Source organism: Candidatus Neomarinimicrobiota bacterium (assembly GCA_018651745.1).
Taxonomy (GTDB): domain Bacteria; phylum Fidelibacterota; class Marinisomatia; order Marinisomatales; family TCS55; genus JAAZYX01.
Genome location: JABIDL010000031.1, coordinates 1 through 24,998, shown reverse-complemented (window position 1 = coordinate 24,998; position 24,998 = coordinate 1). Strand labels below are relative to the sequence as shown.

The window sequence follows — 24,998 nt, the reverse complement described above, 5'->3', positions numbered from 1 at the left end:
CACAATAGAAATCATTGGAATCAAATTTGGTATTTGGTTTTAAAGTCCTTTATATAAACCCAAAAGTAAGCCAGAAAAAATCCAAGGATGAATCCTCCTACAATGATTAAGATTTTCCGAGGACGTGCTTCATTTTCAGGTCGTATTGCCCAATCTAAAACCTGAAGTGTTGGAATGTCCTTTACCTCATCAATTTTTGACTGTTCATATTGAGGCCCTAAAAATTCTAGAAGTTTTACATGATATTCAACTGCGCGTTGGAGTCTTGTAAGCTTTGTCGCCAGCTTTGGCACTTTTGAAAAACTCGGCAATAGTTGATTGTTAGAATCACTTTTGAAAAATTCATTAAAATCTTTTTTTAACTGACTTAACTCATGGCGCCATTGTTTCAACTTGGGTTGATTTGTATCCATCATCTGTTCTGCAACTGACAATGCCACTTCTTTCGACATAATTAGTGCCTGCAACTCTGCTGCTCTTTCCACTCCAACCGACACCTGATCCTCAAGACTGAGTACACCTTCAGTTTCCATAAATTCAGTCAATTGAATTTCAAGACTTTTGAGCGAATCCAGTACCTCATTAACCCGATCTTCAATAAACAATCTCGATCCTCGCGCCTGTGTGTTACTTAAAACAATATTTAGGGAATCGAGTATACGAACAGTTCCATTGGTAATATTTGCAACTTGATTTTGTTCTGGATCCAATACCGAAATGACTATTTGATTTTCATCTTCAATTATAATGGTTATTTTTTTACCTAGTTTATCAAGTGTTGCCTCTAAATCATCCGTTCCGTATTTGGATTGAAAATCATATTTTTCCTCAAGTATTTGTAATAATCTATCGCTCTTAAGAATTGCCAAAAACCTATCTTGACCTCCACCGGTGTTCGAGAATACATCAATCAATCCCCCCATTCCCAGTAATCCTCCAAGTCCGCCAGTTCCAAACTGAGACGATTCATTAGATGGAGGAAGAATAACCGCTCTTCCCTCGTACCATTTTGGCAATACAAAGGCAGTTGATCCCAAGATAAGTGTTATAGTTAACCAAATGTTTAGGAAAACCTTTTTATGCCTCATTATAGAGGCAAATGCATTATCTAATTCAATCGTTTGAATCCCCAAATTAGATCTGTGTTTTTGTTTATAAACGGATGAGGTCGGTTCTAATTCTTCAATTAAATTAAGTCTTCTCAATTCACCTATTCTGTTTCTAAGTGTTTTTTCGGACAGGCCAATTTTATTAGCGAAATGTTCTCTTGACTTTGTTTCTGAAAGGATTTCAGGATGCTTTTGAATCAGCTCAAGGATTTTTTGTTCGTGATCTGTTAATTTCATAATTAATCAGCGTAACGTTGCTTCATAGGCTAAATAAATGGATAAAAATGCTGAAATAATTTGCGTAGCACTCGTTTTCCCGAACAATCGATATTGAAAAGTAGCAGGTACTTCAATAATATCCCCAGGATATACCGATTCATTTAATGCGCCTGACAGCACCGTCCCATCCTTTCTTACAACGCGAGCTCCCGTTAAGCTTCCTGATTCTGTAGGGCCACCCCGAAGTGCAATATAATCTCGAACTTTATATCCAGGTATATGCCGAAAACCACCGGGAACTTGTACAAAACCTATCACCAGGACCTGACTCAAATTATAGTCTGATAAATCCTCATTCTCGGTATCAAAATTTCTGTCAAACGATACATGAATTATATCTTTTTCTTTTAATACTGGATTATGTTTTAAATCTCCTGTGATTAAGAATTTACCTGGGTGATATTGCGAAGAATTACCATCTCGAATCACTGTAATCAAATTAGATTTTGCATATTTTTGTACACCGCCAGCTAATTCTACAGCATCCAACAATCTCGACACTCCGGTAACTTCAATAAACCCTGGAATATGAACTGCACCAGAAATTTGAACTTTGAATCGTTTGATATTTTCTAGGGAAATCGAAATCTTTGAATTTGGAAATGCATTCTTTTGGATATACGAATGGATAATTTGAATAGACGTTTGAAGTGTTTTACCATGTAGCGATAACGAACCGACGGTTGGGATTAAAATGTCACCGGACGGCAGAATTCTAAGTGAATAACTCATAGATTTTGATGAAATGATATTAATTCCAAGCACATCACCCGGACCTAAAATATATGTATTCGGATCAATGGCTTTCTCCAACGATATATATTCGTAATCAACTTGGTTTTGCAATTGATTTTCTTCGTCCAAATCTTCCTGCCATCCATATTTTTTTGGATCAATTGTGCCTTTGTAATTATTGTCATCCTGCGCATTTGATTTAGAAATAAAAAAGATGAATCCGATTAAAATAAATTTTATATATTTATACGTCATCACTTTGCCCTGGGCTTCCGGCCAACATTATCATACACTATTCCGTTTTCATCTAATTCAGTAATATTTAAGATATTTCTCGTATCTAGAATAACCGCAGTTTTCATCAGTGATTTAATACGAGGAATATCCATACTCCGAAACTCGTTCCAATCGGTCATTACTACTGCAGCGTTAGCATCTTTTACAGCGTCGTATACTGAATTTTGATAGGACACTTTGGAAAAGAATGATGACATATTATCATTAGATACAGGATCATATGCACAAACCGTAGCGCTTTCATTCAATAGTGCAGATATCATCGAAATAGAAGATGATTCGCGAACATCGTCAGTCTCGGGTTTAAAGCTAAGACCGAGAACTGCAATCCTTTTTCCATTAAAAGAGTCATCTAGTAATATTCTTAATTTATCAACCATTCTGGATTTTTGATTGGTATTTGCATCAATCGCGCCTTGAATAGTTTTAAGCGGGACACCGGCTGATTCTGCCTGAGAAGCAAGAGCATTCGTATCTTTTGGGAAACAAGATCCGCCATAGCCTGGACCTGGATGTAAAAATTTAGGACTAATTCTACCGTCCAAACCCATCGCCTTGGCAACATGAAAAACATCTGCGTTTACTTCTTCACAAAAATTTGCTATTTCATTGATGTAACTTATTTTGAGTGCAAGAAAAGCATTGCTCGCATATTTTATCATTTCTGCAGTCTCAATATTCGTGTGAATGATAGGAGTTTCGTTAATGTAAAGCGGATGATACACATCTTTCATGAATTCAAACGCTTTTTGAGTTTCCGCACCAATAACCACGCGGTCCGGATGGGTGAAATCCTGTACCGCTGCACCCTCCCGTAAAAATTCAGGATTGGAAACATAGTCAAACATCGCAGATGAGCCTGCATTATTTTTTATTGCCTCAATGACTTTTCGTCCGGTACCAATGGGAACCGTGCTTTTGGTGCATATGACTTTATATCCATTCAAAGATGAACCAATCGTTTCGGATGCTTTTAACACCGCGGATATATCTGCCGTACCGTTGTTATCTTGAGGGGTTCCCACAGCAATAAACACAACATCTGCTTTTTCAACTTCCGCAGCTACATTGCTCGAAAAAAAGAGTCTCTTTGCTTCAACGTTTCGTTTTACTAAGGATTCTAAACCTTGCTCATAGATTGGAATTTTACCATTTTCTAATGATGAAATTTTTGATTCATCAATGTCAACACAAGTTACGGAATGCCCAAAATCCGAAATACCTGCGCCGCTCACCAACCCAACATAACCTGTTCCGATGACTGTAATTTTTTTCATTTATTGTAATATATATTTATAAAAATATTTTTATCTAAGGGAGGCCTGAAAATCTCCGAATTGTCCATTCAAAGCATAATAAAAGTAGCAATAAAACAACCACCCAAGGGTTTTGACTGAATTTAATGTTTGCCCGATTGGTAATATTTTTTGATTGATTCATATCAAGTTTAGACACATCTGCCCGGGATGCCCATGGAATATACTTTCCACCAGAATTTTTTGCCAGCTTCTTCAACAATAGTCGGTTCACAAAAACTCGATTTAGTTCAATTTGGCTTTCTTTAACAATAAATTCCCCTCTATGAATCGATGTAATATTTCCATGTTCAACACCTATTTCATACGAGTAATCCCCAGGACTCGATGCCCAGATATTTCCTTCCCATCGGGAATGACTTAGGTTGAAGTGAAGTTCCGCAGAATTCACATTTTTTCCATCTTTTATTACAGTTATAAATGCCCGGGCTGACGCTGGGTCGTCGATCCCTTTTTGGGTTCCTGTTATATGAATTTCTTCGCCCTGTTGAAAAGATTTTTTATTCAATCTAAAATATAATTCATTTTCAGCACCAGATTTCAACAACCAATTAAACACACTGTGCCAATATTTTTCGAGGAAATTACTATTCTCTAATTCGTTCATGGAATAATGAAGCTTATACATGTCAGATGCACCAAAAATAAAACTCCGTAGTCCGTTTATTTCACTTCGAATAAAGATTGGATAAGTTTTTTCATTATCTAACGTAGCTAAAATTTCCACTTCTTGTTTTGTTGGGGTGATTGAAAAATCAAGCAGTCTAAGCGGTGGAAAAACCGAAGATGTGTTAGCGGATAATTGAATAAAAGAATCCACATTGACATCATCCGTAAAAGACCATTCGGATGGATCTGTTTTTGTTGTCAATTTATGTCCCTTTATATGAAAAAAGGGGAATATAGATTCAGCAGTATTTTTACTCATATTTGGACCAAAAGCCCACGCCAAAGATGATTGTTCTTTAATGACTTTTTTACCAAAAACCCGTTGCAAAGATTTAGGAATCGGAGTCGAAGGAAAATTATCCAGTATAATTAAATCATAGGATGATTTCCAAAAGTTGTCTAGGGATGGATAAAATATTTGTTCACTTTTTTGTACATAATGGTCCAACTTTATCCGAGGATACGACTTAATATATTTTTTGATCAAAGATGTATGATAATTTGGCGAACCCGTGATTAAGGCAACAGGATAGCGATCCTTTAAGATATTTATTTCGAATAGTTGCTGATTGTTTTCAATATTTATTTCTTCACTAGTTGAAGATACTTTTGCTAAATATTTCCAAGTACCGATTTGTTTTGAACGAAATTGAAATGAAATTGCTTTTTCTGAACCACCACCTTGAATTTGAACTCTTTTTGAACCCAATAATTTTAATCCTTGGTAAAGTGAAACATTTACAGGTTTTTTCAACTTGCCAGCTGCCTGTACAATTACATCTGCCTTTATGGATTCCCCTTTTATTGCTACCGTTGGTGCATCAATAGATTTAATGGCAATGTCAACCATGGGAATAGAATCTCCTACAGCAATTATATGAATTGGACTCTCAATTACTCCAAATGAATTCGGGTGTTTCCCTTGAGTTAATTGGCCATCTGTGATGATGATTGATCCCGCTAAAGTATCTTGTTCTGATAATATATGATCTAATACTATTCCTAAATCCGTCGCTGAACCATCGGCATTTAAAGAAAAATTGCGTACCTCATTCAACTCTCTGGAAAACTGAAATAATGAATAGCTTGTTTCTTTCATTCTTATTTCATTCTCAACAAACTCAACCCCATTTTTTATGGATTGTAATGAAAGAGATTGATGGTATCTCATACTAACGGAATTGTCAAGATATACATTCCATTTAAGTGGAATGTGTGATTGGGTTTTCCAATGAATAACCGGCTGGAACAATAAAAAAACCAAAAGAAAAAGACTTAAAATTCGGAGACAAACTAGAATAGTAAATTTAGGATGTCCTCTCAAAGAATGAAATCCAAAAGCCAATGATAGGATTGCACTTATAATCACAATTCCGAACAAAGGGTCCAAACCCCTTAGAATTTCAATATGCAATGGTTAAGCCAATGAGAGGTTTGGATAAATAGGGAATTCCAAGGGAGTTGTTTTACCTGATATCAAAAGTTTTTCACCTAAAAATGCAACCATAGCCGCATTGTCTGTGCACAATGAAAGATCGGGGTACAGGACCCGGCAATCATTTAATGACCTGGCAACCATTTCCCTTAACCTCAGATTCGCCGCTACCCCTCCAGCTATGACACAGGATTTAGATTTAGTCTGTTTAATCGCTAGAACGCACTTTGAAATTAAAGCATCAATGATGGCCTTTTGATAACTTGCAGCTATATCGTTTTTAGAAAGTCCCTCCGATTTTGAACTTTCTTCGGATTTCATTTTATATAAAAGTGATGTTTTTAATCCGCTGAAACTGAATTCAATTGTATCTGAATGGATAAAAGCTCGAGGAAATGAAATAGCATTTTCATCACCTGTTTTTGCGATGGATTCGATTTCCGGACCACCGGGATAACCAAGCCCTAAAATTCGAGCACCTTTATCAAATGCCTCACCGGCAGCATCATCTCTTGTTTCACCCATTAATATATATTTTTTCAATTCTTTCACATGCCAAAGTTGTGTATGTCCACCAGAAACAAGAAGGCAAACGAATGGGTATTCTAACGTAGGGTCTGCAAGAAAGTTCGCAAAGATATGTGCTTCTAAATGGTTGACCCCCACAATAGGCAATTCCAAACCTTGCGCAAGTCCTTTAGCAAAACAGGATCCCGTTAATAGAGTACCAGCGAGTCCCGGACCTTGGGTGACTGCTATGCCTTCGAGATCTTTGAGGGTTAATCCTGCCGCATCCAATGATTCCTTAATGAGTGTATTCAGTAAGCGCTCGTGTTCTCTTGAAGCCAATTCCGGCACGACTCCACCAAACTTTTTATGAATTATTTGCGAGCTAACAATAGATGATAAAATAGATCCATCTCTGCAAAGTGCAGTAGCCGTTTCATCGCACGAAGTTTCAATTCCTAATACGGTCATTGACGTTTGCGAGTAACAACAAGCTCAATGTTACGAGGTGATAAATCCATCCATTCAATGACATGTTCAGGTACGCGAACATCCGGTTCATACCATGTTTGCCCCGGGTTCCACCGTTTATTAAAATCAATGGATACCTCAATGTCTTCCGGTTGAATATTTGCAATATAATCAGCGCCACCTATAACAGTAAGTGATACAGTTTGGGGGCTTGGAAATACACGGACATCCGGACGTATATTATTAATGAGAACCTGTACATCGCTGATAATTCTTTCCGTAATTGGTTGAATTTTGGCTGAAACAGCAACTTGATTGGGTGTGTATTCTACTAATTTATTTGGAATGAGTTCAAACTTCAATATTCTAGTCGCAGAAGAAACAGCATTATTCAGTGTGTCTGATATAGTTGAAATGAATTGGATTGATTCAATTATTTTCCGTGATCCCGCAATTTGTACTTGCGATGGTTCTACGATAAGGTCGCCAACTAACGTGTATCCCGGTGCTGGCTGTACCATTAAACTTGGTTTTACAGTCACAATTTTTTCTTTGTATGCATCAAGGCTAATATGAATCGAATCAGGATAAATGACTTCTACATATTCCACTTCCAGTGATGGAGCGATAACTACTTTTTGGGGATATCGTTCAAAATAGTCATTCAAGTAAAAATCATATTCTTCCGAAATACGTTCTAAATCGAGAACGAGTTTAAAATCAGAAAGAAAATTTTTCAGGACCAATGTTTTAAAAAGAGCTCTGCCAGTTCCTTTTAATTTGATGAGAGCATTGTCCGGCATTTCTGCTTTTAACGCTTTCTTGGCTGGAAGATTGCGGCCTTCAATGGGAATTTCAACATCCAGAGAATAGATGTTGCCACTAACAACAAATACCCAGAGTAATGATGCTAGTCCAACAGAACCAAGGACCAGAATCATTTTCTGTTTATCGAAAAAGGCCTTTATATTAAGCATTCATAAGGCCCATACGGTTAATTATTCCTTTTTGTTATCTTCGGTAGATTCGTCAGTCTCATCAGGTTTAATTGGGTCTGAGTCATCATCCTGTGGTATTTCGATTTTTTCACCAGCAGGTGCGTCCTGAGATTTAAGAAAAGATTGAACATCATCTAAAACATCTTCTTTGTTCGTTGATCCTATTTCTTCGGACAATAGTACAATCTTTTTATCATCCGGTCTCACTTCCATCACCACACCCTTTAAGGTACCGCCTTTTTCAAATTTCCCCATCAATTCTTTGCGGTCTTTTTTGTTTTTTCTAGAAAAAGGAATAATACCTTCAATGCCGTTTTCAAGTTTGAGAATAATCCCCTTTTCTAATATATGAAGAATTTCTCCTGAAACTTCTTTACCAGATTGATATTCTTTGATTATATCAGGCCATGGATCCTCTTGCACATGTTTGAGCCCGAGAGATATTCTTCTATTCTCTCGTGAAACTTCTAAGATGCGGACTTCAATTTCCTGATCTTTTTCTACAATCTCCTTAGGATGCCGTAATACTTTGGTCCAAGATAAATCAGAAATATGCACTAAGCCTTCAATGCCTTCTTCTAATTCGACAAATGCGCCAAACTGGGTTAAATTAATTACCTTGCCTTTGCTAACATCCCCAACGGTGAATTTATCTTCAATGGCGTCCCAGGGATCGTCCTGGAGTTGTTTTATGCCAAGGCTAATTTTCCGTTCATCAGCATCCACGCCTAACACAACAGCTTCCACATCATCGTTCATGGAATAAATTTCAGAAGGATTTTTAACATGTCGCGTCCAGGACATTTCTGATACATGGATCAAACCCTCAACACCGGGCTCAAGTTCTACGAATGCACCGTAATTTTTCATGCTGACAACTTTACCATTAATTTTCGTTCCTTCGGGATATTTGCTTGCAACTTGTTCCCATGGATGCGGAGTAAGTTGCTTTAGACCCAAAGATATCCGTTGTTTTTCACGATCATAGTCTATGATTTTAACCGTAATCGAATCGTCTAAGGAAACCACTTCAGACGGATGACCAACCCGACCCCAGGTAAGGTCTGTAATATGAAGCAATCCATCAATTCCGCCAAGGTCAATGAAAGCACCAAAGTCTGTTATATTCTTAACTCGTCCTTCCATAATTTGATCAATATCCAAATCTTCAAATAAGGCATCACGTTGTTCTTTCATGCTCTCTTCCATAATCACTTTATGTGAGACCACAATATTTTTCCGCATTTCGTTTAATTTGACAATTCTCAAATTAATGGTTTTGCCAACAAATTGATCAAAATCACGTACGGGTCTTAAGTCGATTTGCGAACCAGGTAAAAAAGCTTGAACCCCTTCTAGGTCCACTGCCATACCACCTTTTATTCTTTTTGTAATGGTACCTTCTATGATTGTTTCATTATCAAAAAATTCACGAAGGTTTTTCCAGCGACGCATAAAATCAGCTTTTTCTTTCGATAAAACTGTTCTCCCGGTTCTATCTTCCAGATATTCTAAATATACTTCAAGCGTTTCGCCAACTTTCGGCAATTCTTCATCAGAAAATTCATTTCGGTCAATGATTCCCTCAGATTTAAATCCGATATCAATCAATATTTCTTTTTCGTTCATCCCAATTACACGACCCTTGATTAATTGGTTTTCGGAAATGTCCGATATCGTTTCCAAATAACTGTCTAAAAGTTTTTGCTCAAGATGGTTATCATCGGGTTCGGTGGTTAAATCATCCACATTAATGCGTTTGATATCCTTAAATAGATCGTCGCCTAAATAATTATAATGAATGTCGTTTCCTCCATTGGATGACAAAGGTGTCTCTTCCAAAGATTCGGAATCAACACTGACGTCCGATGCTGATTCATCTGTAGGTGATTCTACAGCAACATCTAACGTCTGTTCTAATGTCTGTTCTTCTTTGCTCATAATATTCGTTATTTTCTCTTTTTTTGGTTAACAATTTCAATTATCTCTGATACCTGCTCATCGATTGTCACATGACTTGTATCGATTACAAAAGCATCCTTTGCTTTTTGAAGTGGTGAATGTTCTCGAGTGGAATCAAATGCATCCCGTTTTTCGATTTCCTTCACCAATTCATCTACCGAGTTCATTTCACCTAAAGCCAGAAGGTCTTTTTGCCGTCGCACAGCTCTTACATTTGCATCGGCTACCAAAAAGATTTTTACTTCTGCATTTGGGAAAACTACCGTTCCGATATCGCGACCTTCCATTACACAATTTGAATTAGATGCAATTTTTCTTTGCATCCGAACCATTGCTTTCCGGACTTCTCGGATGGCGCTTACAGCACTCACATTAGATGTTACCTCAGCTGAACGAATCTTGTCAGTTACATTTTTTTTATTCAAATGAACCATAGGATTTCCATCATCTTCTGAGAGGTTCACATCTATTGATTCCAACAGGTTATTAACCGCCGATACATCTGAGATCGAAATATGTTGATCTAGAAGAGCCAACGTCACGCATCGGTACATGGCGCCCGTATCGAGATATAAAAATTCCAATTGCTGAGCCACTTTGCGAGCAGTTGTACTTTTTCCGGACGCAGCCGGACCATCGATAGCGATAATCATAGTTTTAGATTCTCAAAAAGCCAAGCAATTTAGTTTTAGAACTATTGAAAATCAATAGAAGTACTCCATACCCTTATTTACGTTTTTCACTCGATTTATTATTATTAAGCCCGCAAATCGCCTGTAAATTTTCCTTTTCACTGTCGGTGAGTTTTCGTGCTTCTCCTTGCTTTAAATTGCCCAATGAAAGGGATCCAAAATGCGACCGGTGGAGTGAAAATAATTTTATCTTCAATCGATCCATAATCCTCCTGATTTCCCTCTTTTTTCCCTGCCGAAGTTCTAATTCAATGGTTGTACGTTTTTTAACCGTTTTTTGATGGTTTACTTTAGCCTTCCCTTTAATGTTATCCCAAATATGCATGCCTCTTTTTAGCTTTTGAATTTCCTTTGGCTGAATTGGACGATCTGTCACAGCTATGTACTTTCGAGGTATTTTATACTTTGGATGTAACAGTGCTTGAGAAAGTTCGCCATCATTGGTTAATAATAACAATCCTGTAGTATCTTGATCCAACCTACCAATCGGAAACATTCTTTCCTTGACAGGAACCAATTCCATAACTGTTCGGCGGCCTTCCGGATCGCTGACAGAGGTAATGAAACCTATCGGTTTGTGAAGCATCAACACAATCATTTCATCCGATATTTTTATGCGAGATCCATCAAAATAAATATCATCCGTAGAATTCACATCAAGAGCAGGATCTGTTACCATTTTCCCGTTAACCGTAGTGGTCGCAGAGCGAATTAGTTCATCCGCTTTTCTTCGGGATGCTACTCCGGCATGCGCAAGGAATTTATTCAGACGCATCGGTATGGTCAGAATTTGGTTCTTCTGTGGCAGTTAATTCGGTGATTTCACGAAGTCGCGGTAGATCGGAAATACGATCTAAACCAAAATGTTCTAAAAATTCCCTAGTCGTTCCGTACAAAAGAGGCCTGCCCGGACCTTCGGCCCTTCCAGCAATTTTAAGCAACTGACGAGACAATAAAGTTTTTAGTACACCCGAGCAATCCACGCCACGAACAGATTCAATTTCAAATCTACTTAAAGGTTGCTTATAGGCTACAATCGCAAGCGATTCAAGCGCTGCGCCTGATAATTTTAATTGTGAAGGATTTTGAATTAATCGGCGAACCCATGGGCTGAAATCTGCACGGGTTGCGAATTGATAGCCACCCGCAACTTTTCTTACTTCGAATCCGTGTTTTTCCTTTTCATATTTATCCCGGAGCTTTTTAATTAAATCAGATAATTTTGGCGGGTCAGCTTCAAACGCATTATTCATCCGTGTTTGATTCAATGGCTCCGGACTTGCAAATAATAGTGCCTCCAATATTTGAAGTTGTTCGTTTTGGCGCATCAGGTTATAATTACTTTATGAATTTCCAGATCCTCAAATAATTCATTTTGATACACGACAACTTCTTTTAAGCGAATCAAATCTAACAATGCAAGAAATGCAACAATCATTTCGATTTTGGATTTAAATTTGTTGATAAGGGTAGAAAACCTGAGCTTCCCTTCACCATCTAAAGAGGCAAGAATATTATTTTTTTGATCATCAAAACTTGCAATTTCTCGATGGAGTTCAACCGGGTTCATCACAGGACGATTTTCTATTGCCGTTTTGAAATGCGTTGCAAGATCAAACAATGAAACAGTTTTTAAGTATAATCCGGGGATTGCTTCAGCTTCATCCAAAAGTTCTCTTGTTGTCCGCTTGAATAATTGATTTTCTTCATTGGCAAGAATATCCAAATTTGAGGCTGCATCTTTAAACCGGGTATATTCCTGAAGCTGAAGCATAAGTTCCGTTCTTGGATCAATAAGTTCTCCTTCATCATCCAATTCCGGGCGGGGTAAAAGCATTTTTGCTTTTACTCGCATCAGCGTAGCAGCCATGACTACAAATTCACCGGCAATGCCCACATTAGATGAACGAGCCTGATCCAGTGTGGTCAAGTATTCCTCAGTGATTTTGGCAATAGGGATATCATAAATATCCATTTCATCGCGGCGAATAAAATAAAGCAATAGGTCCAGTGGGCCCTCATAATTATTCAATCGGACTTGAAAGGGGTTAACGGCCATAAGAAATTCCGGTAGATTCTCTAGCCTTATCCAGATATTCATCTGCAATCGCAGATGCTTTTTTTGCTCCGGTTTTAAGCATATCCTTTACATCGTCCTGATGAATGATTAAATCTTCTCTTTTCGTACGAGCGTCTTCAAAATAAGTCATCATTTTTTCAAAAAGAGATGATTTAACTTCTCCCCACCCAAGTCCGGGTTGCGAAGCTTTTGTTTTCCATTCTACAACTTCATTTGAATCAAGAAAAAGAGAGAAAAGTTGGAAAATGGGTGATGAAAAATCCTTTGGTTCCTCAATCTGAGTTGAGTCTGACACCATGGACATCACTCTCTTTTTTATCGCTTTTTCATTCCCAAATATGGGAATGATATTATCGTAGGATTTGCTCATTTTTTGACCATCCGTTCCCGGAATCATCTGCAATTCTTCCGCTATGTCAGGTTCGGGGATAACAAAAACATCGCCAAAAGTCCGATTAAACTTCTTGGCAATATCGCGAGTCATTTCTAAGTGTTGCTTCTGATCTTTTCCTACCGGAACAAGTTCACCGCCAAATAGCAGAATATCCGAGGCCATTAATATCGGATAATTGAAAAGCCCCATATTAGGCGTTAAACCCTGCGCTATTTTGTCTTTGTAAGACGTTCCACGTTCCATGAGACCTACGCCTGTAACATTAGAAATCAGCCAAGTTAATTCTGTGACCTGCGGCACGTCGCCCTGAACCCAAAATGTAGATGCTTCCGGATCCATCCCCAAAGCAATAAAATCGATAGCAGCTTGAAGAGTGTTTTTACTTAATGTTGAAGCATCTTGAACCGTTGTCAATGCATGATAATTCACGATACAGCAAAAGAGATCATTCTCTTTTTGGTACCGAATCATGCGTTGCATCATGCCAAAATAATTTCCGAGATGCAATTGACCGGAAGGCTGGATTCCGCTGAGGATTCTTTTCATATCAAAGGTTTCGCTTTCATTAAAATGGATCTAAAAATAAATAAGGGCGCCAAGACACCTGTTTGTCCTTAATGAATTGTTGAAAGTAATGTATTCTATTCGGTTTTCTAGGGTTCCTGTTTAAGGGCATTTTTGCTTCTTCGGGTGTACGGTTTCCCTTTGTTCTATTGCAAGGTTGACAAGCTGTGACCAAATTTTCCCATGAATCTGAACCTCCGCGTTCTTTCGGGACAATATGATCAATCGTAAACGGACCGGATTTTGTTGAACAATATTGACAATTATGATCGTCCCTAAGAAGGATATTTCTTCTACTTAAGGCAACACTCATGCTATTGAAATTCACAAAATCTCTTAATTTTACAATGCTTGGCAGATGCAGAGAAACAGATGGAGAATGAACTTCTTCTCCATAGGATTCCAGAATTTCCACCTTATTTAGATAATCTAAACAAATCGCACGCCGTGCTGTGCAAATCGTCAAGGGGGAATAGTTTGTGTTCAGCACCAAAACTGCTTGATTCAATAATGAACCATTCTTCTGATATCCATTTTGCAATGTCACGCCAGTAATACCTCTGCAATTGAACAGGTTGCTATTCGTTTTTCGATTAAAGTCATATTTGCCATTGTGGAATGCGCATCCAGAGACTCTTCCTTTACATACCCTTGAGTATGGATAAATGTATTTCCTTCCACGACCATCCCTACATGAGTGATCGACTCTTCTGTTCCAAAAAAATGAAGGTCGCCCAATAAAGATTGATTTAACTCAACAGTTGCTACCTTTAAACATTCGTACTGTTGGATGGCATCTCTGGGCAAATCAATTCCTAAAGAGTGGAAAACTGTCTGAACAAATCCGGAACAATCAAATCCTTTGGGAGACTTTCCGCCCCAAATATAAGGAGATCCCAAAAATCGTTTTGCCGTAAGCACCAGTTCCTCCCGCGTGGGGTCGGGGAAATTGTGCATTAAATCGCCTCGGTAATACCCATCAGACCCATCGGGTAATTGGACCGAATAGGTATTTGCTTCATCCAAAGGAACTGCATCCAACTTGGAGCCAAAGGTCACATCGCGAATTGGAATGGTATGAGCGATATTTTGGAATACAATTCCATGCAAATCCATAACGAAATGCGAACCTGAATAATGTTTGGTATTCGCAAATCCAGAGAATCGATTCATCCAGCTAACATATTTATCCCATTGACGGATTTTAACCCAATTATTTTTTTCATCAAGGATATCACACTCTTCCCCTAAAAGTCCCTGTGTTACAACCGGAGAATTGAAATCAGGTCTCTCATACAGGTTTGCTACGGAAACATTGATAGTATAGAGGTTGGAATTCATATTATTTCATCTCAAATATAGACGTTAAATTTATTGCGGAGATCTCTGGAAACACAAGCCTTCTTCCAATGGGGTATGCAATTAGTCCTTGCGATAAATTGAAGTAAATCCGTAACATTTGAGGATTAATTGACACGGTTGAACGTCAGGGAAGTCGGTGGAAAACCGACACAGTTCCCGCTACTGTAATTGTCGTGGAAACCCAAAGTGCCATCCGAAAGGAGAAGGCTGGGATTTCCTAGACGGCATAAGTCAGGAAACCTGAGTAATATCGTGTATCCACTAACTTTCGGGACAAAGGTTATGATACGATTGAACTTTCCTTCGGTCATAACCCCTTTTTGAAAGGGTTTTTTTTATGCTTAAACCAGTGATGAATCTTCTTCTCTTTGGGATGGTGCTTTCAACATTGACTGCAACCCAGAAACTTACAGGAGTGATTTTAGATATTCAAAACTACCCCATTGATTATGCAATGGTACAGTCTGTTAAAACCCAAACATGGGTTCTTTCTGATGAGAATGGATTTTTCATTTTTCCATCGAATTTTAGTCAAGGCGACAGCTTAGTTGTTTCGAGAATTGGTTTCAAAACAATGATCAACACACCTGAAAAACCAAATGCCATTACTATTTATTTAGAACGAGATGTCATTTCTTTAGATGCGGTAAATGTCGAAGGAGCCTTCTCGCTGAAAAATGCGAATTGGGGAAAAGAATCAATTTCCCCTACCAACCAAATATCTCGGAATTCTATGCTTCAATCTATTCCCGGATCCCTAATCAAAACCTATGGTGGAAAAGCCGGGGTAACATTGTTAGCAATAGATGGAGGAAAACCTGAACACACTAAAATAGTATTAGATGGCATTGAACTCACGAGCCCACAAAATGGGTTGACAGATTTATCGGAAATTCCAAAATTATTTTACCAACAAGTCTTTTTATCTAAAAATCCCGGCATTGATTTTGGATCCGGTGCAATGGATGGCGTTATTCATTTGCGTCCATGGATGGATGAATCCAGAATCATGTTTAGTATGGGATCTTTCGGAGAAGAGAATCAAGCCGTTATTTATTCCTTCCCATTTTCAAAAACAACCATTCATCTTGTTGGTGGGCGCTCAACAGAAAAGGGCAATTATACTTATCCAAGTTTTGACTCAACCGCAATCCGAAATAATAACGACTTTAATCAAAATTTCGGTGGAGGCCAAATTCGATACTTACATAATTCAAACACCATCATAAAAGGGTCGCTTTTCCTTTCGAATTCTGATAGAGGCGTTGCAGGTTCGGTCGCTTACCTTTCACCCAATGCAAGACGTACGAATGAGCTTATTCTTGCCAACGCAAAAGTAGTGCATCTGTTTTCTTCCGGCTATTTTACCACGCATTTGAGTCATCGGTTTAATGATGAGCAATACAACGATGGCCTCTCTGATCCAAGCGGACATCAAGTTTCTACCGATAAATTATCTGTGGATTGGAATCAAAAATGGACCCATTTTTTAATCACCAATTCTACACTTAGCGTCCGTCAGGAATCTATTATAAATAGTACCGATATCGGGTCTCAGAATCGCAAACACTTGGAAGGTGCAATCGTTACACATCTTTCACCAATTCCTCTATTTTCCATACAGTCCGGAATTCGTTTTGATAAGTCTTCAAATCAAAATTCTGCTTACCATATTCAAGGTTCAATGCATTTACCATTTGGTGGAAATTTAATAGCAGAAATAGGCACTGGATTTCACCTTCCTACCTTTAATGATCTGTATTGGCCAAGCGATCTTTACTCGGAGGGAAATCCGTCCCTTCAACCGGAAACAAGTTTAATGAAGTCTATTAGAATTGATTTTCCTTTAGCCAAAAAAGGTTCCATTGGAATACATTGGCGATTACGAAACAGCAAGGATCTTATTACGTGGACTGCAGGATCAGATTGGATTTGGCGGCCGGTAAATCTGGACAAAACTTCCCGGGAAACGGCGACAGTTTCTTTCGCAATTCCTCAATTTTTTCATGGACTTTCCATTTCAGGGAATACATCTAAAATCAACACAATAGACGAATCAACCGGGAAAAGTTTAGACTATGTACCAAATCAAACCGGATTTATTAAAATCGGATACTCCCGCAATTTCATGAGTATAGATATTCAAGGTCATTTTACCGGAGAAAGAACTTATGCCGGATACAACTCGGATTTTAATCCAATTGAGAAAACCATTGATCCCATTTCCAATGTTACTCTCGGATTTCATGCAACAATTCCGTGGTTAAAATCAGCTCAGTGCCATGTTGTAATCAATAATGTGGTGGATCGGGATATTTCATTTTTTCCGGATTATCCGGAACCAGGACGAAGTGTTACCGCAGGACTTTCAATCAATTTTTAGGCTTAATCCAGAAACTGCCACGTAATGGTAATGCTCACTCTGCGTCCCATTTGTGGAAAATAGGGGTTGGGGCGAAAAAGCGTGGATGCTTCAGTAGCATCCGGAAACCATTCGCTAAATATCGGATAAGCTGCATTCATTAGATTTAAAATTTGATATCGAATTCGGACGGATGAAATCACAGCATCCATTCGAAAATTAAAAATTCTATAATCTTCCACAGTCGTTTCATCCCCAATAGAAATGGGTTTTTGAAACATCGGATGAAACACAGAAGTTTGGTTGCGCATTCCAGCGGTTTCCGCCCAAATAGTAAGTGTCGTTTTCATGTTATCTTTAAAAAGCCATTCCGTCCCTTGAATTCCTATGTTCATTCTCAACCCAATTCCATCGGATTCACGGATTGGATCCGGTGAATAATTGATATTCCCGTTGAAAAACCACCGACGAAAAGGTTCCCATTTCCACGCAGGTCCAAGCGAAAGGAACGGAGATTCAAATCCATCCTGTTCCCGAATGCCGGCGGATAGAGTTCCATTCAATTCAAACGATTTCCAAGATTTGGCAATTGAAAATCCACCCGTGTACCACGTTTCATAATCCAGCCGTCTGTCGTCAATCCAATCAAAATAATGACGCGGGGCTAATTCGATCAATGCATGGGTGGCAATATGCCAATTATTTAAGGAAAATTCATGATTGAAATTCGCATACATTTGCGATTCTGTTAAATTATTTGGCAATGTGATTCCGATATTTCCATCCCAATGTTCACTTTGCCAACCGGCATAAATGGTGCTCCATTTTAATGATCGTATTAACGAATCATTTACCGTTTGCGATTGGGAAACAAATCCCAAATGATCCATAGGAAAAATCGGTTTGATTGAACTCAATCGGCCATGCCAATCCGTACGATTCAATCGCACCGATCCCAAGTCCGGAAAAGCTAAAATGTCTGTCTTCAGCTTTTGATTGAACTCGCTTACTTGCATAGTCCACAACCATTTATCCGTTCGGGAACTCCACAACATTCCTCCGGAGAGTATTTCATCTTTATAACTGCCAACCTCTGTTGAAGAATCATCAGGCATTCCTATATTCGAAATAAGTCGAATAGCAGACACATCTAAATCAGTATTTTCATCATCAGATCTATAATCCAGCTTGTAAGATTGTTGAATAGGAAGATCAGAATATGGCACCAAAAACTGCCCCTCTCTTCCGGCAAAATCGCGTTTAAATGCTCCAATAGAAATGCTAGAATGTTTGCGCGCTGATTTGATTCCGATTTCAAGTTCGTCCAGAAGGAAATCTCCTCGGGTGTAATCAATATAACTGCTAACAATTTCTGAATCCGGTTGGGCTCTAAATGTCGGAAAAGATCCGTTTATTACCGGTTTATAATCGTCAGAAATAAATTTTCCATATCGTTGAGGGAAATAAGCAAAAGTTCCATCCATGACGATCGGGCCGGATGTCCATGCCCGATTCCAAAGCAATCGTCCCCCTTCTGTTTCTAGACCAAATTGCCCGGACCAATCAAAGGCTAGTGATTGAGAAAAAACAGTGCCCGACACACCGAGAATCAATACACAGGCTCGAATTAATTTATGAAACAAGGTGTCGTGTAACTTTCGGAATGCCAATTAAAAACACAATCGCATTGGACACTTGATGAAGCAGTGTCATTCCCATTCCGGAAATATACAACGCTATAGTTTGTGGCCAATCAAATCCAGCAGTAATGGGATAACTGAGAGTGGTAAGTGAATCATAAATAAAGGTGATCAAAAAGCCACAAATTCCAAGCGTAATTCCCTGCATTAAAGAAGGAATTTTTTTAAATAAAAACGGTTTCAACAAGCCTCCCATCAGTCCGGCGAACCCCATGGAAATTAGCTGAGCAAAAAATAATGGTGGAAATGCAAGTCCGGAACCCAGCGGATTCATTCCTGAATAAATCGATTCAGATGTGATGCCAACCAATACGCCCCAACCTGGTCCCAGTGTTAAGCCTGATAAAAAAATGACAACCGTTACAAGTTCAACATTCGGAATAAAAACAAGAGCGAATCCTAATCCGGCCGCCAATGCAGCAAAAATTGCAGCCTGTACCAATCGTTCCATTGTCATGTAATCTTATTTTGAGGAGGGTTTAGGTCCCCGATAAAGCGGCAATCGAAAATAATTCCGCCTATCTGTCCAATCACCTTCGTCCGTTTCATCATCAAGAATGCTATCCATCATATTCACCTGCGAATCCATATAATCAATTAAATGCAACAATAGCGCCTCCTTAAACATGGGTCGTCTTGGGCTTTGCCATTCAAATTTTCCTTGATGGGATAAAATTAAATGTTCCACCTTTTTTGACAAATCTTTTGGAAATCCTGTCACTTTTTTTATAGCAGCAAGTGTCATATCTCGACCAAGAATAATATGCCCAATAAAGTGACCTTCATCCGTGTAATCAAATTCCAATCCATCGGATAATTCTTTCAGCTTTCCAATATCATGCAGGAGTACGCCGGCCATCAACAGATCTGGATCAGCTTTATAATGCGGACCAATCGTTTGTGCAAGTTTGGCCATCGAAAGTGTGTGTTCCAACAATCCGGATCGGTAAGAATGGTGTAAAGATGCAGATCCGGGATGAACAAGAAACCTATTTTTATATTCTTTATAAATGATACTTATCATCTGCTTTAAATGGCTAGATTTTATTCCTTTTATATGTTTCATCAAAGATTTCCACATTGCCTGGGGGTCTGCTTGAGATGCTGGAACAATCATGGCGGGATCATAACCATAGCGACCATAAGATTGAATAGATGCGCGATTGATTTTTTTCACAACAAGCTGAGGTCTATCTTGAAATGTATCCACTTCGCCGGCTACTGCAACAGGATCGCCCGGATTGAATTTTTCGTGAAATTTGGGAATATTGTCCCAAACTTTAGCACTAACTTGCCCGGTCTTGTCACGGAGAACGATATCTAAATACAAATCGCCTCCTCGGGTGTGGCGCAAATGTTTCTCAACACAAAGAAAAAAACCTTGAATGGTTTTCCCTTCTTTAAAATCAGAAATGGTTGATATTTTTTTCATAATGCCTCATACATTTAACGGATACTGTTTTGCCTCCGAATACTCAGCTTCGTAAACTTAGGTGTTATGCAATCTACGATTCAAACCATTTCTTATGATCATCCGGAAGACAGGCGGATATTAAAATCATGCCTTTCTCAATGGTTTCAAAATCCAAAAGACCTCAATTTGACTGACCCGAAGATGAAGTTTCCATTCCATTTTGACATGTGGGTGAAACGATCCTATTCAATGACAGACAACATGACTTTTATTGCAAAAAATATGGAATGGATTATCGGATATATAAGCCTACGCATGATGCGAACAAAACAGGCAGGGCATCTTTTTCATTTGATTGTTGACCGTAATTACCGCAAGCAGGGTGTTGGCACAAATCTGGTAAAACATATAGAACTGTTTGCTAAAAATGAAAAATTAGTTAGTCTTACATTAAACGTAGCAAAGAAAAATAACGACGCGATCAGACTATATACAACATTGGGCTATGAACCGGCAGGGGAAACTGCCTCAGGAAGTTTTATCTATAGAAAAAAACTTTAACGGCATTCACTGCAAATTCCAAATAGTTGGTGAATGTGCCGAATCAACTTAAAGTTATGCTTTTTTGCTATGCGGTCCTGCAATGATTCTATTTCTTCCATCATAAACTCTTCGATTCGTCCGCATCGTATGCAAACCAAATGGTCGTGGTGAGTCGGATCAATTTTATGTTCGTATAATGATCGGCCATCACCCAAATCCAGTTTTCGAACGAGGTTATTCTTCACCAAAACGTCAATTGTTCTGTACACTGTTGCGCGAGATACCTTGATTCCAGCCTGACGAATTGAAATAAACAACTCTTCTACATCGCGGTGTTCATCACTGGAACATATTTCGTCCCAAATTGCCTGCCGTTGAGACGTATAACGAAGTCCTTCTTTTTTCAGGGCTTTTTTGAGTTGTCTACTTTTTTGGTTCATTATTCCGATTTAACTACTTTTTTTAGGTTAGCAAAACGGACAATAAGTTTTTTCTTCAGTCCATTCTTAAAAACGACTCCTACTCTTTGGTTTTCGCCCGAGCCGCTTAATGCCATTATTTTCCCCAATCCGAAAATTGTGTGTTCAACGGGGTCGCCTACTTGAAAATCATCAAAAATGGTAACGGTTCGTTTCAATTCCATGCGAACCTTACCTTTTGAGGTTACAAGCTTTCTAGTAACAGCAGAAGAAAAGTTGATTTTTTCTAGGCTTTCTTCGGGGATTTCGCTAATAAACCTGGATACCAAGCCATAGAAACTTTCACCTCCATAGCGACGACGATTTTTCGCATAGAGTAAATATACTTTATGTTGTGCGCGAGTTAAACCTACATAAAAAAGCCTGCGCTCCTCTTCCAATTGATCAACAACTTCCAAAGATTGGAACATCGGAAACAAACCATCTTCCATTCCGGCTAAAAATACAACCGGAAATTCTAATCCTTTTGCCGCATGAACCGTCATGAGCGTTACCCTATTTTCTTCATCATTCCATTGGTCAATATCTGATAAGAGAGATACTTCTTCTAGGAACTCTTGAATGACTGCATCCGGATTGCGAGCCATGAATTCATCCACACCATTTAAAAATTCCATGATATTTTCGAATCGATCTCTGTCTTCAACTTGGTCACCGTCTTTGAAGTACCGAATCAATCCTGTATCTTCCGCCAGTGCGCGAACTAGTTCACCGGCACTAAGTTTTTCAAGTAAATCTGAATATTTAGTAATAATACTATGGAAATTCAGGAGCGCTTCTCCCTGTTTTCCGCGAATATCCATACCTTCCGGATCATTTAATATATCTAAAAGATCCGACTTCTTTTTCTCCGCATATGCAACACATTTATCTAAAGTTTTACTGCCAATTCCTCGTGGAGGGAAATTGATTACTCGCCGTAATGAAACTGTATCTTTTTGATTCACAATAAGCTTAAGATATGCCATAATGTCTTTGATTTCTTTCCTCTGGTAAAACCGAATTCCTCCAACAATATTGTAAGGAATTCCGTTCCGTCTGAAACTGTCTTCCAAAGCACGAGATTGAGCGTTGGTGCGATACAGCACTGCAAAATGGTTAAATGCGCGCTTTTTCAGCTTGATTTCTTTTTCTAACGCATTCACAACAGCGTCGGCTTCTTCTCCCTCATCATTGGTTTCGATTAGACCAAGTTTTTCACCTGCTCCATTATGCGCTTCTAATTCTTTTGTTGCGCGTTTTAAATTGTTTTTAACAACCGTAGTAGCGGCTTTCAAAATTTCAGCCGTAGAGCGGTAATTCTTTTCGAGTGTATAGGTTTCGCACCCGGGAAAAGCTTTCTCGAAATCAAGAATGTTGCGGACATCGGCACCGCGCCATCCATATATTGATTGATCATCATCCCCTACAACGCAGATTTGTTTGTGTCCTTCTGCAAGCATTTTTATCAAGAGAAATTGTGGACGGTTGGTATCCTGATACTCATCCACTAAAACATATTTCCACTGTTCACGATATTTTTTTAAAACGTTGGGATGTTTTTCAAATATTTGCAATGGCAATAAAAGCAAATCATCAAAATCCACAGCATTGTTCTTCTTTAAACTTTTTTCATATGCTTTATAGATCTCAGCCAATCGTTTGTCCAAAACTGTCCGCGCTTTTGATCCAGCTTTTTTCACAGGAATCATCCTGTTTTTTAACAGGCTGATATGCTGTCCTGCACTCGCAGGTGAAATATCTGTCTTTGGAATATCAAATCCGTCTAAAATAGTTTTTAATAATGCATTTTGATCCTGAATGTCGTAAATCACAAAGTCACGTGTGTAGCCAATTTTATGAATCTCATTGCGCAGGAGTCGAGCGCAAACTGAATGAAAAGTACCAATTGAAATAGCCGAGGATTTAGATTGGAGCAGTTTGTGAACTCTTTCCCTCATTTCTTTGGCAGCTTTATTGGTAAATGTAACCGCTAAAATGTTTTCCGGATTTACAATATTTTCATTAACCAGATAGGAAATTTTATGGGTTAACACGCGGGTTTTTCCGCTTCCTGCTCCAGCGAAAATAAGAACCGGTTTACCTACTGCTTCTACAGCAGCTTTTTGAGATACGTTTAATCGACTACTTTTCATGAAGTTTCCTTATTTTATTATTTACCTCGTTTAGAATTTTTTGCTTGCCGCCGCACTTGTTGAAATTTTCGTTTTGCCCGATTATGCTCTTTTTCTGTTCTAGAAAATGTATGATATCCATCACCACGTGCTACAAAATACAAATATGCATTTTGCTCCGGATAAAGCGCAGCTATAATGGATGCTTTCCCGGGACTGTTAATTGGACCCGGGGGAAGTCCTAAATTTAAATAGGTATTGTAAGGCGATTCAATTTTTAAATCCACGTTCAATAACCGCCGTGGACTATCCTCAATAATGTATTGAATGGTTGGATCTGCCTGCAATTTCATTCCCTTAATTATCCGATTATGATACACGCCTGAAATTGTGGCTCGCTCTGCATCGTAAATGGCTTCTCCCTCAATAATAGATGCAAGTGTAACAACTTCAAGTTCAGTAATTCCCATTTCAATTATACGCTCTTTCAAATACGGTAAAAGGGTACCCCTAAACTCTGATGCCATGGCCTTTACAATGAATTCCGGGTCTTCGTCCTCGGGGAAAAAATAGGTTTCAGGAAATAGATATCCTTCAAATGAATCTGCCTGAATTTCATATTCATTCAATAAACGACGGTTTCTACATGCTTTTAAAAAATGTTTCTTGTTGACGCCAAGTTTCTTATGAAGTTCTGCAGCAATATTTTTCAACGTCCAACCTTCAAGGATAGTAACTCTTTTTAGTACCGGAGCACCGTTAACGAGTTGGTCAATAATTTTGTAATTGCTATTGGCATGAATAAGTTGGTAAGACCCGGCAGGTATTTCAGTTTCTACCCAGAGTGCCCTTACAGCAAAAAGGAAAGCTCTTTCACTGCGAATCACGTTTCGATCATGTAAAACTCTACCTATTTCTTTCACTGAACTCCCTTTTGGTATATCAATGGTAGTTGTATTGTAAGGGTTCCCCTGAGGCCAAAACAGGATGAGCACATAAAATGCGAGCATACTGCCGACAATAACCGCAGCGACAACTCCTACAATCTTGACTGTTGGCTTAAGATGGTGAGAATACATAGAATAATGGGGGCGAATTTAATGTATTGATCTTACGTACTCCTAATGATAAAGAAATCCCTTACTCTCAATAAAGCACACCTTTAACAGACCGGAAAATTGATTGGTTTCCGGCGATGGCATGCAGTAATTTTGCCGTCGCTATGGGCAAAGAAAATCCACAGGATAAAACCCACCTCTTTGACGGATGGGCCTTTACTAAACCAAATTATCTGTTATTTGGACTAGGTCTGATGCTAGTCGCTGGAGGATATTTGGTGATGTATTCTGGCACAGTTAATAGCTTTCGCAGTTTATCTCTCGCCCCTGTGATGCTTTTTCTTGGCTATGTGGTCGTTATACCGGCTGCATTGATTTATCGGGATAAAAAGTAATTATTCATATATTGGGATCGTAGTTCAGTTGGTTAGAACGCCGGCCTGTCAAGCCGGAGGTCG

23 protein-coding genes and 1 riboswitch are annotated in these 24,998 nt (G+C 38.7%); of the genes, 3 read left to right on the top strand and 20 right to left on the bottom strand.

What is annotated here, in order from left to right:
• Positions 1–20: 20 nt before the first annotated feature.
• From HOD97_06070 to HOD97_06005, 14 genes are all read right to left on the bottom strand, one after another.
• A complete protein-coding gene (locus tag HOD97_06070; GenBank protein ID MBT4281161.1) occupies positions 21–1,346 on the bottom strand; it encodes a hypothetical protein in 1,326 nt (441 codons plus the stop codon).
• A gap of 6 nt (positions 1,347–1,352) precedes the next feature.
• Positions 1,353–2,378: a hypothetical protein gene (locus HOD97_06065; GenBank protein ID MBT4281160.1), complete on the bottom strand. Its 1,026-nt coding sequence runs from the start codon at positions 2,376–2,378 to the stop codon at positions 1,353–1,355.
• Positions 2,378–3,697 carry a UDP-glucose/GDP-mannose dehydrogenase family protein gene (locus HOD97_06060; protein MBT4281159.1) on the bottom strand — a complete coding sequence of 440 codons (1,320 nt, stop codon included), beginning with the start codon at positions 3,695–3,697 and terminating at the stop codon, positions 2,378–2,380. Before HOD97_06060 ends, HOD97_06065 begins: the two co-directional genes overlap by 1 nt.
• Before the next feature lie 34 nt (positions 3,698–3,731).
• The gene (locus tag HOD97_06055) at positions 3,732–5,504 is read right to left on the bottom strand and encodes a hypothetical protein (protein ID MBT4281158.1); all 1,773 of its coding nucleotides are present in this window, start codon (positions 5,502–5,504) and stop codon (positions 3,732–3,734) included.
• A 318-nt stretch (positions 5,505–5,822) separates the two neighbouring features.
• Positions 5,823–6,818 (bottom strand): tRNA (adenosine(37)-N6)-threonylcarbamoyltransferase complex transferase subunit TsaD, encoded by a 996-nt coding sequence (gene tsaD, locus HOD97_06050; GenBank protein ID MBT4281157.1) that lies wholly within the window; start codon positions 6,816–6,818, stop codon positions 5,823–5,825.
• Positions 6,815–7,759 (bottom strand): hypothetical protein, encoded by a 945-nt coding sequence (locus HOD97_06045; protein ID MBT4281156.1) that lies wholly within the window; start codon positions 7,757–7,759, stop codon positions 6,815–6,817. Before HOD97_06045 ends, tsaD begins: the two co-directional genes overlap by 4 nt.
• A gap of 57 nt (positions 7,760–7,816) precedes the next feature.
• On the bottom strand, positions 7,817–9,757 hold the full coding sequence (locus HOD97_06040) for a 30S ribosomal protein S1 (protein MBT4281155.1): 1,941 nt from the start codon (positions 9,755–9,757) through the stop codon (positions 7,817–7,819).
• An 8-nt stretch (positions 9,758–9,765) separates the two neighbouring features.
• A complete protein-coding gene (locus HOD97_06035) occupies positions 9,766–10,431 on the bottom strand; it encodes a (d)CMP kinase (GenBank protein MBT4281154.1) in 666 nt (221 codons plus the stop codon).
• Positions 10,432–10,504: 73 nt separating this feature from the next.
• Entirely contained in the window at positions 10,505–11,245 is a 741-nt protein-coding gene (locus tag HOD97_06030; GenBank protein MBT4281153.1) for an rRNA pseudouridine synthase, read from the bottom strand.
• Positions 11,232–11,798, bottom strand: coding sequence for an SMC-Scp complex subunit ScpB (scpB, locus tag HOD97_06025; protein ID MBT4281152.1), 567 nt, complete (start codon positions 11,796–11,798; stop codon positions 11,232–11,234). The genes HOD97_06030 and scpB overlap by 14 nt, the downstream gene beginning before the upstream one ends.
• Positions 11,798–12,529 carry a segregation/condensation protein A gene (locus HOD97_06020; GenBank protein ID MBT4281151.1) on the bottom strand — a complete coding sequence of 244 codons (732 nt, stop codon included), beginning with the start codon at positions 12,527–12,529 and terminating at the stop codon, positions 11,798–11,800. The genes scpB and HOD97_06020 overlap by 1 nt, the downstream gene beginning before the upstream one ends.
• Positions 12,519–13,490 carry a tryptophan--tRNA ligase gene (gene trpS / locus HOD97_06015; GenBank protein ID MBT4281150.1) on the bottom strand — a complete coding sequence of 324 codons (972 nt, stop codon included), beginning with the start codon at positions 13,488–13,490 and terminating at the stop codon, positions 12,519–12,521. Before trpS ends, HOD97_06020 begins: the two co-directional genes overlap by 11 nt.
• Positions 13,491–13,509: 19 nt before the next feature.
• Positions 13,510–14,016 carry an HNH endonuclease gene (locus HOD97_06010; GenBank protein MBT4281149.1) on the bottom strand — a complete coding sequence of 169 codons (507 nt, stop codon included), beginning with the start codon at positions 14,014–14,016 and terminating at the stop codon, positions 13,510–13,512.
• 35 nt (positions 14,017–14,051) lie between these two features.
• Positions 14,052–14,849: a C40 family peptidase gene (locus HOD97_06005; protein ID MBT4281148.1), complete on the bottom strand. Its 798-nt coding sequence runs from the start codon at positions 14,847–14,849 to the stop codon at positions 14,052–14,054.
• 110 nt (positions 14,850–14,959) lie between these two features.
• Positions 14,960–15,133, top strand: a riboswitch (cobalamin riboswitch).
• Positions 15,134–15,207: 74 nt separating this feature from the next.
• Between HOD97_06005 and HOD97_06000 the strand changes: the two genes are divergently transcribed.
• Positions 15,208–17,253: a TonB-dependent receptor plug domain-containing protein gene (locus HOD97_06000; protein MBT4281147.1), complete on the top strand. Its 2,046-nt coding sequence runs from the start codon at positions 15,208–15,210 to the stop codon at positions 17,251–17,253.
• A gap of 2 nt (positions 17,254–17,255) precedes the next feature.
• On the opposite strand, the gene HOD97_05995 is transcribed toward HOD97_06000, so the two are convergent.
• From HOD97_05995 to HOD97_05985, 3 genes are read right to left on the bottom strand one after another with little or no spacing between them, the layout of a single operon-like run.
• Positions 17,256–18,875 (bottom strand): hypothetical protein, encoded by a 1,620-nt coding sequence (locus tag HOD97_05995; GenBank protein MBT4281146.1) that lies wholly within the window; start codon positions 18,873–18,875, stop codon positions 17,256–17,258.
• The gene (locus tag HOD97_05990; protein MBT4281145.1) at positions 18,865–19,383 is read right to left on the bottom strand and encodes a hypothetical protein; all 519 of its coding nucleotides are present in this window, start codon (positions 19,381–19,383) and stop codon (positions 18,865–18,867) included. The genes HOD97_05995 and HOD97_05990 overlap by 11 nt, the downstream gene beginning before the upstream one ends.
• A 12-nt stretch (positions 19,384–19,395) precedes the next feature.
• A complete protein-coding gene (locus HOD97_05985) occupies positions 19,396–20,364 on the bottom strand; it encodes an HD domain-containing protein (protein MBT4281144.1) in 969 nt (322 codons plus the stop codon).
• A 66-nt stretch (positions 20,365–20,430) separates the two neighbouring features.
• Here HOD97_05985 and HOD97_05980 point away from each other — a divergent pair, with 66 nt between their 5' ends.
• Entirely contained in the window at positions 20,431–20,907 is a 477-nt protein-coding gene (locus HOD97_05980; protein ID MBT4281143.1) for a GNAT family N-acetyltransferase, read from the top strand.
• On the opposite strand, the gene HOD97_05975 is transcribed toward HOD97_05980, so the two are convergent.
• The 3 genes from HOD97_05975 to mltG are packed head-to-tail and all read right to left on the bottom strand — an operon-like array spanning position 20,904 to position 24,561.
• Positions 20,904–21,329, bottom strand: coding sequence for a transcriptional repressor (locus HOD97_05975; protein MBT4281142.1), 426 nt, complete (start codon positions 21,327–21,329; stop codon positions 20,904–20,906). The genes HOD97_05980 and HOD97_05975 overlap by 4 nt on opposite strands.
• Positions 21,329–23,503, bottom strand: coding sequence for a UvrD-helicase domain-containing protein (locus HOD97_05970; protein MBT4281141.1), 2,175 nt, complete (start codon positions 23,501–23,503; stop codon positions 21,329–21,331). The genes HOD97_05975 and HOD97_05970 overlap by 1 nt, the downstream gene beginning before the upstream one ends.
• 17 nt (positions 23,504–23,520) lie before the next feature.
• Positions 23,521–24,561, bottom strand: coding sequence for an endolytic transglycosylase MltG (gene mltG, locus HOD97_05965; protein ID MBT4281140.1), 1,041 nt, complete (start codon positions 24,559–24,561; stop codon positions 23,521–23,523).
• Between the two features lie 143 nt (positions 24,562–24,704).
• Between mltG and HOD97_05960 the strand changes: the two genes are divergently transcribed.
• A complete protein-coding gene (locus HOD97_05960) occupies positions 24,705–24,935 on the top strand; it encodes a hypothetical protein (protein ID MBT4281139.1) in 231 nt (76 codons plus the stop codon).
• Positions 24,936–24,998 lie beyond the last annotated feature (63 nt).